Annotated in this window: 16 protein-coding genes and 5 pseudogenes; 12 read left to right on the top strand and 9 right to left on the bottom strand. The window is 42.5% G+C overall.

Annotated features, from left to right (window positions below):
* Positions 1-132: 132 nt before the first annotated feature.
* From HK413_RS18565 to HK413_RS13270, 7 genes and pseudogenes are all read left to right on the top strand, one after another.
* A pseudogene (locus HK413_RS18565) lies at positions 133-207 on the top strand (2-oxoglutarate dehydrogenase E1 subunit family protein); the annotation flags it as partial.
* A 556-nt stretch (positions 208-763) separates the two neighbouring features.
* Positions 764-1,234: a thiamine pyrophosphate-dependent enzyme gene (locus HK413_RS20150; RefSeq protein ID WP_262886918.1), complete on the top strand. Its 471-nt coding sequence runs from the start codon at positions 764-766 to the stop codon at positions 1,232-1,234.
* Positions 1,180-2,553: pseudogene (locus HK413_RS13285) on the top strand (thiamine pyrophosphate-dependent enzyme). The gene HK413_RS20150 and the pseudogene HK413_RS13285 overlap by 55 nt, the downstream one beginning before the upstream one ends.
* Positions 2,535-2,873 (top strand): hypothetical protein, encoded by a 339-nt coding sequence (locus tag HK413_RS18560; RefSeq protein ID WP_317169602.1) that lies wholly within the window; start codon positions 2,535-2,537, stop codon positions 2,871-2,873. The pseudogene HK413_RS13285 and the gene HK413_RS18560 overlap by 19 nt, the downstream one beginning before the upstream one ends.
* Before the next feature lie 57 nt (positions 2,874-2,930).
* Positions 2,931-3,641, top strand: a complete 711-nt coding sequence (locus HK413_RS13280) for an SGNH/GDSL hydrolase family protein (RefSeq protein WP_175270476.1) — start codon at positions 2,931-2,933, stop codon at positions 3,639-3,641.
* Positions 3,642-3,679: 38 nt separating this feature from the next.
* Positions 3,680-4,924 (top strand): annotated as a pseudogene (gene odhB, locus HK413_RS13275) (2-oxoglutarate dehydrogenase complex dihydrolipoyllysine-residue succinyltransferase).
* A gap of 123 nt (positions 4,925-5,047) precedes the next feature.
* Positions 5,048-5,383 (top strand): hypothetical protein, encoded by a 336-nt coding sequence (locus tag HK413_RS13270; RefSeq protein ID WP_175270475.1) that lies wholly within the window; start codon positions 5,048-5,050, stop codon positions 5,381-5,383.
* A gap of 134 nt (positions 5,384-5,517) precedes the next feature.
* Here the strand turns inward: HK413_RS13270 and HK413_RS13265 are convergent, their stop codons facing one another.
* Entirely contained in the window at positions 5,518-5,973 is a 456-nt protein-coding gene (locus HK413_RS13265; protein ID WP_175270474.1) for a DinB family protein, read from the bottom strand.
* Positions 5,974-6,056: 83 nt separating this feature from the next.
* On the opposite strand from HK413_RS13265, the gene HK413_RS13260 reads away from it, so the two are divergent.
* Complete coding sequence (locus HK413_RS13260; protein WP_175270473.1) at positions 6,057-7,403, top strand: ArnT family glycosyltransferase; 1,347 nt, start codon at positions 6,057-6,059, stop codon at positions 7,401-7,403.
* 684 nt (positions 7,404-8,087) lie between these two features.
* Here the strand turns inward: HK413_RS13260 and HK413_RS13255 are convergent.
* The 4 genes from HK413_RS13255 to HK413_RS18545 form a co-directional block, all read right to left on the bottom strand.
* Positions 8,088-8,795, bottom strand: coding sequence for a head GIN domain-containing protein (locus HK413_RS13255; protein WP_175270472.1), 708 nt, complete (start codon positions 8,793-8,795; stop codon positions 8,088-8,090).
* Between the two features lie 64 nt (positions 8,796-8,859).
* Entirely contained in the window at positions 8,860-9,114 is a 255-nt protein-coding gene (locus HK413_RS18555) for a hypothetical protein (protein ID WP_246230533.1), read from the bottom strand.
* Positions 9,115-9,125: 11 nt separating this feature from the next.
* A complete protein-coding gene (locus HK413_RS18550; RefSeq protein ID WP_317169601.1) occupies positions 9,126-9,509 on the bottom strand; it encodes a M1 family aminopeptidase in 384 nt (127 codons plus the stop codon).
* Between the two features lie 204 nt (positions 9,510-9,713).
* Complete coding sequence (locus tag HK413_RS18545; RefSeq protein WP_246230532.1) at positions 9,714-10,535, bottom strand: gluzincin family metallopeptidase; 822 nt, start codon at positions 10,533-10,535, stop codon at positions 9,714-9,716.
* A 141-nt stretch (positions 10,536-10,676) separates the two neighbouring features.
* Between HK413_RS18545 and lpdA the strand changes: the two are divergent.
* Positions 10,677-12,078, top strand: a pseudogene (gene lpdA / locus HK413_RS13245) (dihydrolipoyl dehydrogenase).
* Positions 12,079-12,400: 322 nt separating this feature from the next.
* On the opposite strand, the gene HK413_RS13240 reads toward lpdA, so the two are convergent.
* The 4 genes from HK413_RS13240 to HK413_RS13225 all read right to left on the bottom strand — a co-directional run bounded on the left by HK413_RS13240 (position 12,401) and on the right by HK413_RS13225 (position 14,684).
* Positions 12,401-12,598: a hypothetical protein gene (locus tag HK413_RS13240; RefSeq protein WP_175270471.1), complete on the bottom strand. Its 198-nt coding sequence runs from the start codon at positions 12,596-12,598 to the stop codon at positions 12,401-12,403.
* Between the two features lie 107 nt (positions 12,599-12,705).
* Positions 12,706-12,891, bottom strand: a complete 186-nt coding sequence (locus tag HK413_RS13235) for an apurinic/apyrimidinic endonuclease family protein (protein WP_175270470.1) — start codon at positions 12,889-12,891, stop codon at positions 12,706-12,708.
* Entirely contained in the window at positions 12,888-13,373 is a 486-nt protein-coding gene (locus HK413_RS13230) for a sugar phosphate isomerase/epimerase (protein ID WP_217452313.1), read from the bottom strand. The genes HK413_RS13235 and HK413_RS13230 overlap by 4 nt, the downstream gene beginning before the upstream one ends.
* Positions 13,374-13,433: 60 nt before the next feature.
* Positions 13,434-14,684, bottom strand: coding sequence for an Ig-like domain-containing protein (locus HK413_RS13225; protein WP_175270468.1), 1,251 nt, complete (start codon positions 14,682-14,684; stop codon positions 13,434-13,436).
* A 120-nt stretch (positions 14,685-14,804) separates the two neighbouring features.
* On the opposite strand from HK413_RS13225, the gene HK413_RS13220 reads away from it, so the two are divergent.
* The 3 genes and pseudogenes from HK413_RS13220 to murB all read left to right on the top strand — a co-directional run bounded on the left by HK413_RS13220 (position 14,805) and on the right by murB (position 17,221).
* Positions 14,805-15,029 carry a hypothetical protein gene (locus HK413_RS13220; RefSeq protein ID WP_175270467.1) on the top strand — a complete coding sequence of 75 codons (225 nt, stop codon included), beginning with the start codon at positions 14,805-14,807 and terminating at the stop codon, positions 15,027-15,029.
* A 142-nt stretch (positions 15,030-15,171) separates the two neighbouring features.
* Positions 15,172-16,134 (top strand): hypothetical protein, encoded by a 963-nt coding sequence (locus HK413_RS13215; protein ID WP_175270466.1) that lies wholly within the window; start codon positions 15,172-15,174, stop codon positions 16,132-16,134.
* Between the two features lie 70 nt (positions 16,135-16,204).
* A pseudogene (gene murB / locus HK413_RS13210) lies at positions 16,205-17,221 on the top strand (UDP-N-acetylmuramate dehydrogenase).
* Positions 17,222-17,438: the final 217 nt, after the last annotated feature.

The raw sequence follows: 17,438 nt of genomic DNA, 5'->3' as shown, positions 1-17,438 counted from the left end.
CTACTGGTTTTATATTGCTTTTTGGAGTCGTTTATGCACTTTTTGTGGAAAACGTAGTAAATGATTTACAATTAAATTAAAAGTTTATAATACGTTATGCTTAGCTTTGCACAATTCTAAAGTTGGTTTACAATGGATAGCCTCAATTATATAAATAGCAACAACGCCGCATTTATTGATTCTTTATACGAAGCCTATAAACAAGACCCTGAATCGGTTGAGTTTGGCTGGCAAAAATTTTTTGAAGGGTTTGATTTCGGGCGCGGAGCGCAGGCACCTGCAGTTAGTGCCGAAACACCTCAACATTTTTTAAAAGAGATCAATGTTTTAAACATGATCGATGGATACCGCGGCCGCGGACATTTGTTTGCAAAAACAAACCCGGTACGCGAACGCCGCAAGTATTTCCCCGGTAAAGAACTGGAAACTTTTGGACTGGCCGAGTCTGACCTTGATACTGTATTTAATGCCGGTGTTGAACTGGGTATTGGCCCCGCAAAATTGCGCGACATTGTGGAGATGCTGGAGCAAACCTATTGCGGTACAATAGGTGTAGAGTACTTGTACATCCGCAACCCTATAAAAACAAAATGGTTCCAAAGCAGGATGGAGAGTGTGCGCAATAAGCCATCTTTCTCAAAAGAAGAAAAGAAACTAATGCTGCGGAAAGTAAGTGAGGCGGTTATTTTCGAAAACTTCCGGGTACAAAATTCTGGGTCAAAAACGTTTCTCGTTAGAGGGTGCCGAAGCCTTGATCCCTGCAATGGATTCTGTTATACAAAAGGGTGCAACCACGGGTATCGAAGAGTTTACTATAGGTATGGCTCACCGCGGGCGCTTAAACGTGCTGGCCAACATCATGAAAAAAACCTACAAAGAGATCTTCTCTGAGTTTGAAGGTAAAAACTTTGATGAACACTCTACCGCAAGCGGCGACGTAAAATATCACTTAGGTTTCAGTACCGATGTTGAAGCCGAAAACGGTAAAAAGGTACATTTAAGCTTATGCCCTAATCCATCGCACTTGGAGGCGGTTGATCCGGTTGTTGAAGGCCTAACCCGTTCAAAAATAGATTTCAAATACAACGGCGATCACACCAAGATAGCCCCGATATTAATCCATGGCGATGCTTCTGTAGCGGGCCGGGGTATTGTTTACGAAGTTTTACAAATGGAAAAATTGGATGGTTACCGCACCGGCGGCACCATTCACCGGTTATTAATAACCAAATAGGCTTTACCACCAACTTTGTTGATGCCCGCTCAAGTACTTATTGTACAGATGTGGCAAAAACGGTTTTATCGCCGGTTTTCCACGTTAATGGTGATGATGTGGAAGCATTGGCTTATGTTATAAATATGGCTATGGAGTACCGCCGGGTTTTCCATGATGATGTGTTTATCGATATCCTTTGCTACCGCCGTTATGGGCATAATGAGGCTGATGAGCCTAAATTTACCCAACCGGTATTATACAAAGCCATAGATGCACACCCTAACCCACGCGAGGTTTATTTGAAAAAATTGACTGCCGAAGGGGTTGTTAGTGATGACGAAGCCAAAAAGATAGAAACAGAGTTCCGTAAGAAATTGCAGAGCGACCTGGATGAATCGAAAGCAGAAGACAAGTTTACGGAGTCTATCCCAATGTTTGCCGGTGCACGGGAAGGCCTGCATTTAGCAACCGAAAGAGATTTTAGCGCGCCGGTAAATACCGCCGTATCAAAAGAAGAATTATTGGCTATCGGTAAAAAGTTAACCGACTTGCCTAAAGATAAGGCGTTCTTTAAGAAGATTGAGAAACTTTTTGAGGACCGCAGCAATATGGTTAACAACACCCAAACTTTTGATTGGGCTATGGGCGAGTTAATGGCCTACGGTTCTTTATTAAAAGAGGGACATAAAGTACGCTTAAGCGGCGAGGACGTAAAAAGAGGAACTTTCTCACATCGGCACGCCGTATTAACGCTGGCCGATTCGGAAGAAGAATATACGCCGCTTGATACTATCGGCGGTGAGAAATTCAGCATTTATAACTCGTTATTATCAGAGTACGGGGTATTAGGTTTTGAGTATGGTTATGCGTTGGCAAACCCTAACGCCTTAACTATCTGGGAAGCACAGTTTGGCGATTTCTTTAACGGTGCCCAAACCATTGTTGACCAATATATTGTAAGTGCCGAAACTAAATGGCAACGTGGCAATGGTTTGGTAATGTTATTGCCACATGGTTATGAAGGCCAGGGGTCCGGAGCACTCATCAGCAAGGATTGAGCGTTTTATGGAGCTTTGTGCCGATAATAATATCCGGTAGCGAATTGTACAACACCTGCCAACTTCTTCCACATATTGCGTCGCCAGATCTATCGCGAGTTCCGTAAGCCATTGGTTATTTTTACACCAAAAAGCTTATTGCGTAACCCTAAATGCGTATCGCCGCTGGCTGATTTTACCGATGGAGTATTTAAAGAAGTTATTGATGATACCTACGCTGATCCTAAAAGGTTAAACGCGTATTATTCTGCTCGGGCAAGATCTATTACGATCTTTTAGAGAAACAACAGGCAGACGATCGTAAAGACGTGGCTCTTGTACGTTTAGAGCAGCTATACCCTACACCGGTGCAACAGATAGGCGCTATCCGTGCTAAATACAGCAAAGCCACAGATTTTATCTGGGTGCAGGAAGAGCCGGAAAATATGGGCGCATGGCCGTACCTGTATCGTAAATCGCGTACAGCGGAAGCTTTGAAATTTGATATTATCTCTCGTAATGAAAGTGCGAGTACAGCTACTGGTTTTGCTAAACAGCATGCCGCGCAGCAATTGTATATTATATCAAAAGCATTCGAATCGCCGGCAGGTAAAAAGTAAAAGAGGTGGTTAAAGAAACCACTAACAAAATGGCAACAGCCGGAGCTGATTAATAATATGCTGAAATGGAAATATCTTTTTGTGGCAATTTTGCCTTTTCTGATATTAAGTTGTAAAAAACAAAATAAAAAAGAATTCAAAGAGCCCGAAATTTCTGTTGAAGAAAACCTTGCCACACCAGCGTTGTTGAAATTTAACAATGTTGTAATATTAGGTAACAGCATTACCCATGCAGGCCCAAATCTTCCGTTGGGATGGTACGGCGATTGGGGAATGGCTGCCAGTGCAGAAGAGAAAGATTATGTGCATGTTTTGAAAAAAAGCTTTCAACTGCGCAACCCTGATGTAGTAGTTAAGGCAAAAAATGTACAAGGATTTGAATTAGATTTTACAAGGTATAATTTTGACACGGAACTGAAAAGTTTGAGGGATACCCACCCGGATCTGGTTATATTAAGGATAGGTGAAAACCTGCAGGCAAATATAGATATGAATATATTTGAAAAACGATATCAAGATCTTATCAATTATTTTAAGGCAGATAACCCTAAAGTAATTGTTGTTGGGGTAAGCACTGTGTTTAGAGGTATGGCCGATCACGTAATGATCAAGTACCCTCCGTATGTTTCCCTTGAAACGATAACGCAGGATCCGGCTAATATGGCATTAGGGCTATTTGAAAATGCTGCTGTTTCAGGACATCCGGGTGATACAGGAATGCGGAACATAGCCTCATTAATATGGCTCAAAATAAAAACCCTGAAGTAAATTCCGGGAACAAAATATAACCAACATACTTAAACAATATGAGTTTAGAAATTAAAGTTCCGCCGGTAGGCGAATCAATTACAGAAGTAACGTTATCAAGCTGGTTAAAAAAGACGGTGATACCGTAGCTATGGATGAAGCCATTGCCGAACTGGAATCTGATAAAGCTACTTTTGAGCTTACTGCCGAAAAAGCGGGGGTATTAAAAACTATAGCTAAAGAGGGGGACGTTTTAGCCATTGGTGCTGTTGTTTGCAGTATTGAAGAGGGCGGAGCCGCAACGCCCGCACCTAAAGCGGAAGCGGCACCCGCTGCAAAAGCAGAGGCCGCACCGGTTGCAGCCGCTGCTGACAAAGGAACTACTTATGCATCGGGTACACCATCGCCCGCTGCTGCTAAAATATTGGCCGAAAAAGGCGTTGACGCTGCTGCTGTAAGTGGTACCGGCGTTAACGGACGAATTACCAAAGAAGATGCTTTATCAATTGATAAGGTATCAGAAAACCCTCAAACACGGAATGCTGTTGCCGCTGCTGCATCGGCTCCTGCACCTGCACCCGCCACACCGGTAATAGCCGGCGAACGGAGCGAGCGTCGCGAAAAGATGTCGCCATTGCGTAAAACTGTTGCCAGGCGTTTGGTAACGGTAAAAAATGAAACAGCTATGCTAACCACTTTTAACGAAGTGGATATGTCGCCGATCATGGAGATCCGCAGCAAATACAAAGATAAATTTAAAGAGAAGCACGGCGTTGGCTTAGGCTTTATGTCGTTCTTTACTAAGGCGGTTACCGAGGCGTTGAAAGACTGGCCAGCAGTAGGCGCACGTATTGAGGGCGAAGAAGTAATTTACAGCAACTTTGCTGATATCTCGATAGCAGTATCAGCGCCAAAAGGACTGGTTGTCCCGGTTATCCGTAACGCGGACGCCATGAGCCTTGCCGAAATTGAAAAAGCAGTTGTTACTTTAGCCGGAAAGGCCCGCGACAACAAACTGTCATTAGAAGAAATGACCGGCGGAACATTCACTATTACCAATGGTGGTGTATTTGGTTCTATGCTGTCAACGCCTATCATTAACTCGCCGCAGTCGGCTATTTTGGGTATGCATAACATTATAGAGCGCCCGGTGGCAGTAAACGGCCAAGTAGTTATCCGCCCGATGATGTATGTAGCTTTATCATACGATCACCGTATAGTTGATGGGCGCGAGTCTGTTAGCTTCCCCGGTAAGGGTAAAACAATTATTAGAAGATCCCGCGAGATTGTTATTAGGGGTGTAATACGCCTGTCATTAATATTGAAAGCCCGGTTATGCCGGGCTTTTTTATGGATGCCGGTATGAATTTAAAGTAAGCTTTTACATATCTTAGCAAACCCAACCGGGATAACCAATTAAACTAAAGATGAATCAAAATAATACAAGTAAACAAAGTGCAGGATTGAAAGCTAAAAATAGGAAACTGGCAGTCATTTTTAGTTTAGGAACCATAGCTATAGCATTGTTTTTGATCTTTGGTTTGGGCTTGTTTTCAAAACCAAAGGTACTGCAGACAATGCTTGCGTATGGTAAAATGAAACATGAGGTTACCTACGATAAAAATAATATAACTGAAGAAGAGGTTAATTATCTGGCGGATGGCCTTACCAAGGCTCATTTTTTTGATGAGACGACAACCAAATTTGTGTACATAAAAAGATCAGCAAAACGGTTGAAATTAGCATATCTGTTAACCCTTTAATTACCGGTAACCCGACCGCTATGCAGGCATTTGTAGATCTGCGAAAGGAGATGCAACAGCAATTTCCTAGTAATAAAATAGTTATTAACCTGGTAGTTTATAAGTTCAATAACGTTATAGCGCGGATCAAATAATTATATAGCCCGTTTAAGTGCTGTGATATAGCCAATATGAAACCCTTCATGAAAAGGTATAAAGTTTACAGCGTCCTGTATGCTGGTTAACTCTGCACCATAGCGTGTTGTCCACGTTCCATAATTTGGGAAAAGGTTATTCGCAAGATCGATCTCCAGTTGGTCAATAGTCGAAATAAAAAGCTCTTTTATTTTAGCAAGATCGTTTTCATCGAATAAGCGTTCTGGCTTAGTGTCTGGCCTGAAGGTTTCCCAAAACTCATCATCAATTATAGTAGCTACACCTGCGCGTTTATAGCAAACACCCTGCTGCGCGGCTATCATATGGCCCAGGTTCCATATAATGTTGTTGTTAAAGCCGGCCGGTATTTTATTCAGTTGTGCTAATGTTAAATCTTCTACGCCTTTAAGGATCATCAGGCGGGGCATTTTTATAATTTCAATTGCTTTGGTCATGGTAGTAAAATATCGGCTAATTTAAGATTATCCGCATAAATACATTATTTATCTACCTTTGCCATATTGAATATATCTTTTAAATGACATTATCGTCCACACAAAAAACTACACAGCCTGACAAGATCATCCGGTATTTTTTATTGTGCTGGACAATATTAAACGTTATACAGGCTTACACGCTTGAGCTGCATGCCGATGAGGCATATTACTGGATGTACTCGCGCTTTTTAGACTGGGGCTATTTCGACCACCCGCCCATGGTGGCCGTTTTTATCCGGATAGGCGATAGCCTGATGCATAACGAATTAGGGCTACGCTTAATTACCGTGCTAACCAGCACTACGTCGGTGTACATCTTATGGCTCATCCTAAAAAAATATGCGGTAAATGTATGGGCGTTTATACTGGTAGTATCGGGTACGCTGATATTTCATATATATGGTTTTACCACTACGCCCGATGCACCTTTGTTCTTCTTCGCGGTGCTGTTTTATTTCTTTTACCAAAAATATATTGTTGAAGATAGCTGGCTACTGGCGTTGATATTGGGTGTAGTTTTAGCTTGCATGCTTTACAGTAAATACCATGCGGTGCTGTTGGTAGCCTTTACAGTTGTAAGTAATATCAGGTTGTTAAAACGACCATCATTTTATGTAATCGCGTTAATAGCCATAGCATTTTTTACCCCGCATATTTTATGGCAGGTAAATCATGATTATCCATCCATCAACTACCATTTATATGAGCGCGCGGTAAAGGTCTATAATCCCGAGAATAGTTATTTATACCTGCCGGGGCAATTGCTAATGGCTGGGCCGCTAATTGGCTGGTTCTTGTTCTACGCAGCATTTACTACAAAAATTAAGGACGCTTTTATCAGGTGTTTAATGGTAAATGGAATCGGCACTTTCGCCTTCTTTTTCTTTACCACTTTCAGGGGCGAAGCCCAACCGCATTGGACGTTGATAGCCTTCGCTCCGCTAATTATGCTGGCGCTTATCCGTTTTAACCAATGGGGGAGTTTGCCTAAGTGGTTTAATACGGTAGCTGCAATCAATATATTTTTAATAATAGGGTTACGATTAAGCATGGTGTTTGGCCTACCCATAGTTACCCGCATAGGCCAGATAAAAAGTTATTACGGTTTTAAAGAATGGGCAAAAACTGTAAACCAAAAAGCAGGCAATGCTTACGTGATACTGGACGATGGCTTTCAAAACCCCTCTAAGTATAATTACTATACCAATAGTTTAAAAGGTTTCTCTTATGATTCGCGCTATTACCGGCGTACACAGTTCGAGATATGGCCCATAGAAGAACAAATGCAGCACCAGCGGGTATATCATTTAATAGACAGCTTAAAGCCAATAGTTACGGATAGTGTCCACGTAAAAGCGGGCACGTGGTATAGTTATTGGATAAGATAAAGGGGCAGTTTGTAACCAAAGTTATGATAACCAAAATCAAGTCGGGATGCTTCTTGCCGCACAAGGCCTTATGCGCTGCAAATCAGGTAAAACCTAAGGCCCGGTCCTTTTGCCGCCTGTTGTCGCACAAGACCACCGCTTCAGGCAAAATTACCAATGCCTTTGCAGCCGCACGGCCCACTTTGTTTTACCTGATTTCGCCCGAAGCTGCCCGTCTGACGGTTTTGGCAATAAAACAACAATGCTCATACTTTAAGCACCTTTATGTAATCCCTTAATGTTTAGAACATGTTGGTATTGTGCAAAGTGTCAGCAAAAAAGCTTCGGGTGAGGGCAGCTAAAACTGGTAGCCTTGCGCGCCGGGAGGGGCATAGCAATTTTTTGCTGAAGCGTGGGGAAAGAGCGAGCGACAGCGGCGCAAAAATTTTGCAGCCCGTGGTTTTAGCTGACCTGCCGGGCAAAGGGCCCTGAGCGCAAAGAAGCCTCTTTGCTGACTTGATTTTTTGTTACTTTTTGATCAAGCAAAAAGTAAAAGGCCTCCGCGGCCATAGCGGGGCAAGCCAAGCGTAAAAGGTAAGATCGATTTCTAAATGTGGTTTATATTACAAGAAAAGGAGATGCAAATTGCATCTCCTTTATTATTTATCAGACTAAGTAAGTTGTGACCACTCACTCATTAAAATATTAGCTGCCGCTTATATCGCCGCTACCTGAGGTTGATTTTGAAATGTTATGCGGGCTGCCGCCATAATGCACATCGCCCGATCCGGTAACACTTGCTTTAAGTGTGCCGGTAGCATATACAGACGCATCGCCTGATCCACCCACAAATACCACCGTGGTATTGGTAGTCAGATCGCGGCCCGAAAAATCGCCTGAACCGGTAACCGTTACCTTCGAATTGTCTGCACGGCCACTTACGCGCAAATCGCCAGAGCCGGTAAGGCTGCAGTTTACATTTTTAGCGATAATTTTTCCGGTAACATCGCCCGATCCGGTTAGTGAGAGATTAAGATCATTTGCAGCAATGCCTTCCTTAAAGTAAACATCACCTGATCCGGTTAACGATATGGCATTGCAGTTTTTAATGGTAACATACACTACCATCTTTTTATTCCCAAAGATATTGTTGAAGCTAAAATGGTCTTTAGTACGGATAATTAATGCGCCGTTTTTAACTTCGGTTATAATGTTTTTTATAACATCAGCAGGGGCCTCTACCTTAACAGACTCTGTTGTACCCTGTTTAATATAAACATCAAATGATCCGGCTACATTAACAGCATTGAAGCCGGTTAGGTGCCGATCCTCTGTCTCGAAATTGGTTTTAGCAAACGTATTGCCGGCGACTGTAAGCAACACCGCGGCAACAAAAAATTTGATCAGTTTCATAGTAATTGTTTTTGGTTTATAATGAGACGCTATTTAATTTACAAACGTTACACTGAAAACTAAATTAATCTACCATCACACCTACATAGTAGTTAAACGTATCTACCTCTAAATTATCTTTAGTCAGCCCCTCAACGTTAACAGGGACGAAATATCCCGCTCCCGGTTTGATATAGACGTATGATCCGCCCTTCACGCGCACCTTTAGCGGCATGTTAAAGCCCCGTGCTTCGGCTATCCATTTAGCGTTTAGCTTGCCGTTTATAGTAGCAAATTCAACAATAGGCAGGTTGGCATAATGCAGGTATTGATCAAACACTGTCGCTAAATTTATACCGGCCGATCGCTTATGTATTTGGTAATATCATCATAAGTAACGGTTTGATGATAGAAAGTTTTGTTTAACCCGCGTAATATGGCGCGCCATTTTTCATCATCATTAATAATAGTGCGTACCATATTTAAAATTACCGCACCCTTACTGTACATATCACCCGATCCTTCTTTGTTTACATTGTAAGGGCCAACTATAGGTGTGCGGTTACCAATTCCCCTGCGCTGACCATTTACATATATCTGACCGTTTAGCTTGGTTGATACGTTTTCAAGAAACAATGATTCTGAGTAACAGGTAAAGCTTTCATGGATCCACATATCGCCCAGATCTTTTGATGTAATGTTGTTGCCGAACCACTCGTGCCCGCTTTCGTGCACAATGATATAATCCCGATTAAACCTAAGCCTGTACCTGAAAGATCTATACCGGTTGGGTTGCCGCGGTTACCTGCATAATAACCATTAACGTAATGGTTACCATATGCTACCCCGCTTTGATGCTCCATGCCCGGTGTGGTGTTTCAATCAATTTATAACCATCCTCATACCACGGGTATGGCCCAAACCAATGCTCAAACGCTTTTAACATGCGCGGTACATCGCGGCCAAACTGTTTTTGGCTTTGGCAACGTTGTAGCTTAATACCCAGAAATCAGTGGTTAACTTACCTTTCTCACCAGCGTAAGTATCGCCAAAATGGGTGTAGTCGCCAATGTTGGCTTCAATATCGTAGTTGTTTATGGGGTTAGCCACAAACCAGTCAAAACGGGTATAACCATTCTTCAGGTCGGTTACTTTACGCAGCCTGCCATTTGACACATCCTTTAATCCCGTAGGTGCGCTAATGCTTATCAGCACGCTGTCTACCTCGTCTGCCTGATGATCTTTAGTAGGCCACCAAATGCTGGCGCCGGCACCGCAGGCGGTTGCTACCCAAGGTTTACCTAACGAGTCGGTAGTGTAAACTACACCGCCGTCCCACGGGGCGCGCTTAGCTATAGTAGGGTTGCCCGAGTAATAAACCGTAAACTCATCCTTACTGCCTTTGGTAATGGTTGTTGGGAAGGTGATGAATACCGCGGCTTCATCGCGGGTATAAGGTACTTCTTTACCTTTATATACTACCTTTTCAACCTTTAGGTTGGCATAAAGGTCAAATTGTAGTTTGGTAAAATCCTGCGTAGCAGTAAATTTAAACAGGTTGCTGCCGCTGATGAATTTCTTGTCGATATCAAACTTAACATCCAGATGGTAGTAGTTAATATCATAACACGTACGCAGTGGTGTTAGCATTCCGCGCAAGGTATCGGCATGGGTAAATTTCTCTTTGTTTGTGCCAAGCTGCGCATGTGCACTAAAAGATATGATCCCAAAAAGGATCAGGAGTGATCGGTGTAGTTTCATGAAAAGAGTTAATTTATTCAAATATAATATTATACCGATTCAAATTATCGCCTTTTTATAATTCCTGCGTCAACTAATCACTAATTAACTAACCTCCAATCTCTAAAATAATTAACTTTGCGCCACAAAAAGTATACTACTATGCAATATGATGTTATCGTTATAGGTTCGGGTCCGGGTGGTTATGTAGCCGCCATACGTTGTGCCCAGTTGGGTTTAAAAACAGCTTGTATTGAAAAATACAGCACTTACGGGGGCACTTGTCTTAATGTAGGCTGTATCCCGTCGAAGGCGCTGTTAGATTCGTCCGAACATTTTTATAACGCGGGGCATGCCTTTGCAACGCATGGTATCAATGTAAAAGATATCAAGCTTGATTTTGGCCAGATGATAAAACGCAAAGCCGATGTAGTTGCTAAAAACACCGCCGGCATCAGCTTTTTATTTAAAAAGAACAAGATAGATGGTTACCAGGGGATGGGATCATTTAAAGATAAAAATACCATAATCATAACTAAAGCTGATGGGACCACGCAGGAGATCACCGGTAAAAACGTGATCATTGCCACCGGTTCAAAACCATCAAGTCTGCCATTTATCAAGATCGATAAAAAACGCATCATCACCTCTACCGAAGCATTAAACCTTACCGAAGTACCTAAACACCTGATCCTGATTGGTGGCGGCGTTATCGGGTTGGAGTTAGGATCGGTTTACGCGCGCTTGGGTGCCAAAGTATCTGTAATTGAATTTATGGACGGTATTATTCCTACGATGGATAAAAGCCTGGGCAAAGAATTACAGAAAGTATTGCAAAAACAAGGCATGGAGTTTTACCCGGCCATAAAGTTACAGGCGCTACTGTAAAAGGGAAAGAAGTTACCGTAACTTTTGATGCGCCTAACGGCGATAAAAAAGAATTGAAAGGCGATTACTGCCTGGTAGCCGTTGGCCGTATAGCTTATACCGATAGCCCGGGCTTGGATAAAATAGGCATTACTGTTGAAGAGCGGGGCCGCAAAATTACCGTTGATGAGCACATGCAAACCAGCGTACCGGGTGTTTATGCCATTGGCGACGTGATACGCGGGGCAATGCTGGCCCACAAAGCCGAAGACGAAGGTACTTATGTAGCCGAAACTATTGTCGGCCAAAAACCACATATCAACTATAACCTGATACCGGGGGTAGTTTATACCGGCCGGAAGTTGCCGCTGTAGGCCAAACCGAGGAGCAACTGAAAGAAAAAGGTATTAAATACAAAACAGGCTCATTCCCGTTCCGCGCCAGCGGCAGGGCAGTAGCCAGTGGCGATCTGGATGGTTTTGTAAAAGTATTGGCTGATGCCGCTACCGACGAGATTTTAGGCGTACACATGATAGGCCCGCGTGCCGCGGATATGATTGCCGAAGCTGTAGTAGCAATGGAATACCGTGCCAGCGCCGAAGATATCAGCCGCATGAGCCATGCGCACCCAACTTATACCGAAGCAATGCGTGAAGCTTGTTTGGCAGCGACGGAGAATCGTCCTATTCACATTTAGTATCCGGAAGGTTAATTTAAGATTTGGAAAGCTTTATTGAGTGTAAACTTAATAAGGCTTTTATTTTGATTGTCATTATGGCAAGCCTGCAAAAAGCTTAAAGCCAGCCGGTGGGTAAACCCGGCGAGAAAGTGCTGTTACTAAATACAGGGAGTGGGTATAAGTATTTGGAGAATATTGTGTAGGGATATAAGTAAAAGCGCAATGGCCTTGAGCGATTCCCCTCTCGAGAGGGGTGGAGGGGTGTGTCCGTTCGCACGCATGACACACCCCTGCAGCCGCACGTGCCAACGCACCCCCTCTCAAGAGGGAATTGGAATTTCTACAATCCTGCTTCCCTTAACATCGTTTTCAAAGTAGCCAGATCAGTTTTAAAAGCTTTTATCACATCTTCTTTCGGGATGGATGGTTTAGCCGCTCCGCTTTGCGCGCCGCCCAGGTCATATTCAAAATGTTGCGAAATCGGGCGTTGTAAGCCCAGCTTTTTTAACTGCGCGAAATACTTTTTATAGTCGACCATTCCCTGCCCCAATGGTACATCTTTAATTGCCCATTTACCATTACGTTTTTCCCAATAAAAATCTTTTACGGTTATGGAGGCGATATAATGCTTTAAAAGATCAAGCGTTACCGGCCGGCCTCGGCGCCATCAACCGTAGCGTGGCGGATATCAAACTGGCAACCTATCCACTCGGGGTCAAGGTCCTTTAATACTTCCCATAAATCCCACAACGGGCCTGCAAAACGGCCGGTGTGGTTCTCATAATCGCCATGTATTTTGTATTGCTTGTTTATGGCTGCAAGGCCGCTCATACGTTTTTTATAATGGCGAGGTTGGCCACAGTATCCAGCCCGGCATCATAACTATACCAGCCCATACGGTAATTTGTGATGCCCAGCTGCGCGGCTGTTTTTAAAACGTCGGCGGTATACTTTTCATCTGCATCGCGGATATCGGTGGTGATGGTATAGACATTCAGTCCCGCCTGTTTAATAGCTTCTACAGCTTTTGGCAGGTCATCCTTTATCCGTTCAGGCTTTACATGGCCATCGGCACGTACAGTCAGGTCGATGCCGTCATAGCCAATTTCGGCCGCCAGCGCGGCCATGTCCTTATAATTGAGCCATTGCAGGTGTTTGGAGAACAGGCTGATGCTTACCTTGCCGTCAGCCACCGGGCCGTCAGTTTTGGCTAACGGTGGTTTAGTAACATTCGCTAACGCAGATAATCCAAGCGGCATTCCGGCCAAAGCGATAGCCGTGCTTTTAATAAAGTTTTTGCGGGAAACAGGCATAGTTTGATTTAAAGGTTTTAGTAACCGGTTTAATCAAAACTACGAAATTTACTGCGCGAATTACTTCGCTGCAGTTTTAAAATCTATTAAATATTCTTTAAGGTCCCTGAAATCATTATCCCTGAATCTTCCCAAAACAAGCTGGTATTGGCGGTTAGGTTGCAGGTCGACAGTAAAAGTAAATTTCCTTCCGTCTTCACTAAAACCAACCCCGCCGGTTATTTTCAGCAGGTTATCTTTTCCCAACGGACCCAGTTCAAAGTTGCGGTAACGCTTATTCATCACGTTTGAAAATTCAATGGTTATTTCTTTGGTTGCCGGGTCAACATCTGTGGCGTTATTTTTAAATGGTTTTATGCTGATTACTCTTGGGCGGCTATCTTCATATTTAGTTTTCAGCACAGCAACAGGTTCAGCAAAATAGCCGGACGCATCCACAAATTTGGCTAAGGCGGCTTCATCGTTAAAGTCTAATTCAATCATGTCCTTAATAGCCTGTTGCTTATTTTTAGCCTTGTTATAATAATCTTCGCAAATGGCATAGCCTACATAGTAACCAAGGTCGCGGGTGTTATTAAACTCGTTTTCCATACTGTTATACATCCAGATCCCGTAGACGGTATTAAATAATTGGCGTGCAAATACCTCGCGTATGCGGTCGTTATGCGCGTAACCATAAGCTATTGCCGGTGCGCTTGATGGCTGTCCGGTAGCTTTTACTGCCGGGTATTCAGCTACCCCTTCAAGCACACACTGGCCCAAAATGTTGTTGGCATCGGTAGTTTTTTCCTGTGTGTGCACATATTCATGCACATTAGTAAACACCATGTTTTTTAGGTTCTCGTCTGTAAACGCTATTTCGCTGCCAATCAAAACCATATTATCTGTGGTGGTACCGCCACTCCTGAAAACGCCGACAGTAAAATATATTTTAGCGGGCCTTGCCTGCGGGTATAGTTTCTTTAGCTTAAGTATATTGGCTTCAATATCCGAAGCAAATGCTTTGGCTTTACTGGTATTGGCACGAATAGTTGGCCAGTACTCCGGGCGACCGGTAATAGCTGCCAGGTATTCCCCGGCGGTATAACGACGTGCCGCTATCATCGCTTTTTGGCCGGGTGTAGCTTTATCAAGAAATAGCTGGTTAAGATATTGGTACTGTTGTACCGTGTCTTTGGTAGCGATTATTTTATCGTAAGCCTGCCAAAAGTTATCAATATCGGTAGTTATAAAATCGGTGTTGTTTTGCTGTGCCGATGCGGTAGTGATCATACCCAGCCCAAAGATCAGTGTGAATAGTAGGTTCTTCATATAGCTACAAGACACTATAAATATTATTTGGTTACAGAAAAAACATTACGTGTTATTTATAAGTTGGCGAGAACCTATATATTATTGTAATTTAGTATTACCGTGCCTAAACGTTAAAACATGCCTTTAAAAAACATACTTTCCTTTTACCTTATAATTTTTGCCTCATTAATGAAGGGGCAGCCCTGTATTGCTCAAAAAATTGATTTGAAGGATGTGATTAAAATTGAGTGTGTTGTTAATCGTGGGGCACTGCGTCGCAGTGTTGGAAGAGTTGAAGTTCTATTTGAAAATAATACCGAACAGCTATCAAACATCTTATTATCCGGCTTATGGGAAAGATAGACGGCCTTACACCGACTCGACGCGTAAATTTTTAAAAATTATATCGAAAGATAAATTAACAGGTTTACTTACCGATATATCACAGCCCGATTCAACAATTAAGTACGATAATTTTGATATTAACATTAAAGACATGATACAGTTGTCAGATGATAGTATTGTGACTGAAATTACACCAAGACAACGCATAGAACTTAATAAGGCATTGCAATCCAGATCAATCATCAAAAAAGTAGTTAAAAAGTCAGTTATACCCACCAATTTATTTTATGACTATCAATATTTTTTTATAATTACAAATAAAGTCCATCAAACTTACCGCATTAATGGGCTGGCATCTCAAAATATATACCATATGCCTTGGGTTATAAATAATGTTAAGATTTATAATCCGAAAATAGCCGAAGTCTTTGAATGGATTATGGGTGATGAATTATTTGCGGTTACCGAAAAAACAAGAATGTACAATAGTATCATACTTGATGTTTTTTTCGAAAAATTTGCTGCTAAATTTGCCTGGGAAAATCTTAAAACGTATTTTCCGGAAGGCTACGCTTTGTTGAAAATAAAAAAACAGCCTTACAATATTGGATACACTAAGCGATATGGCTGGTATGGGGCCTTTCCCTCACCGCGATTGCCATTTTATTTGCACCCCTATACGAAATTTAATGTAGGCGACACGGCAGCGATAACCCGGCTTAACAGATTTCAAGATACGCTGGCTGCAGCCTATAAAAAAGGATGTTTTTTATTTGAGTATTTGAAGAAATTCTCTAAATGCGAAGTTCAGGCTATGGCTGGAGCACAAGGTAAAATAAGCGAAAGCGAATTTAATATATTAAAAGATGTATATCCGGGAATTGCTCAATTTGATTACAGGCAAGTGCAAATACTTAATGTAGATGGCAACAGGAATGTCTACTCGCATTGGTTATTGTTCCCTAATAATTGGGTAATGTTACAATCATATACCGGCAAATTAGCTACGGTTGATGCGAATTTAAAATTTACAGGTTTGGTATCCATAGATGCGTTTAATAGATCAAATAATGATAGCGGGATGTTTGATAGTACTGGTAAACGAATTGATAGAATGAAGTAATCCGGTTTCAGGGCTATTTACTAACGGATAATGGCAGTTATTATTCCAAATAAATTCCGAAATTCGCCCCATGCTGCAAATCCAACAAAACGTTTCGCTAAAAAACTTTAACACCTTTGGTGTAGAGGCCAGGGCCAGCTTTTTCGCCGAAATAAACCATCCTGAAGAACTGGTTGAACTGTTTATGGATCCGCAATGGCAGCAAACCCCGCGGCTGGTTATCGGCGGCGGCAGCAACCTTTGTTAATAAATGATTTTGACGGATTGGTTATCCGCATGAATATCCGGGGTATCGAACATCGTATTAACCATAACGAAGTATTTGTTGAAGCCGGTGCCGGCGAGGTGTGGAACGACCTGGTAAACTTTTGCGTGCAGCGTGGCTATGCCGGTTTAGAGAATTTAAGCCTGATCCCCGGCTCGGTAGGTGCATCGCCTATACAAAACATTGGCGCGTATGGTGTGGAACTGAAAGATGTTTTTCATAGCTGCCGCGCTTTTGAGATCGCTACCGGCCAGTTTAAAATCTTTACCAAAGCCGATTGCGGGTTTGGCTACCGCGAAAGTGTATTTAAAAGCGAGCTCAAGGGCCAATATATCATCGTATCTGTAAAGTTCGATCTTTCGCTTATCCCTAATGTTAATTTGCGCTATGGCGCGATAGAGCAGGAGCTGGCTAATCGTGGTATTACTGCACCTACTATAAAAGATGTATCCACTGTTGTGTCCCATATCCGCGTAGCAAAACTGCCTGATCCGTCGACCATTGGCAATGCAGGCAGTTTTTTCAAGAACCCCGTTATAACTGCCGCCGAATTTGAACCTATCAAAAATAAATTCCCCGAAGTTGTAAACTATCCTGCAGGTGATGGGTTTATAAAGTTGGCGGCTGGTTGGCTCATTGAGCAATGCGGCTGGAAGGGTAAAGTTGTTGGCCACACCGGCACCGGAAGAACCAGGCCCTGGTTTTGGTGAACCATGGCGGTGCCACCGGCCGGAAGTGTACAACTTTTCGTCGCAAATTATAGACAGTGTGTACTCCAAATTTGGCGTTTTACTACAACGCGAGGTGAATATAATTGGTTAATTAATTTTCTTTTTAAGATAATTGCCTATTGTAATCCTACTGTCATCTCATAAATAAATAGTTTTAATTGACTGTAAATCAGTGTATTTAAGTGTTTTTATGCGAGTAGTGTAGTTACATAATAATGTAATTGGCGTCGGTGATGGTTTTGTATCGTGGTATAGCGTTTGTCTACATACCAGTACAAAACATTAACACTATGACAAAGATTGAGTTT

The sequence above is a fragment of the Mucilaginibacter humi genome (assembly GCF_013087555.1).
Note: the sequence above shows the minus strand (reverse complement) of the source record. Positions and strands in the feature narration are given on the sequence as shown.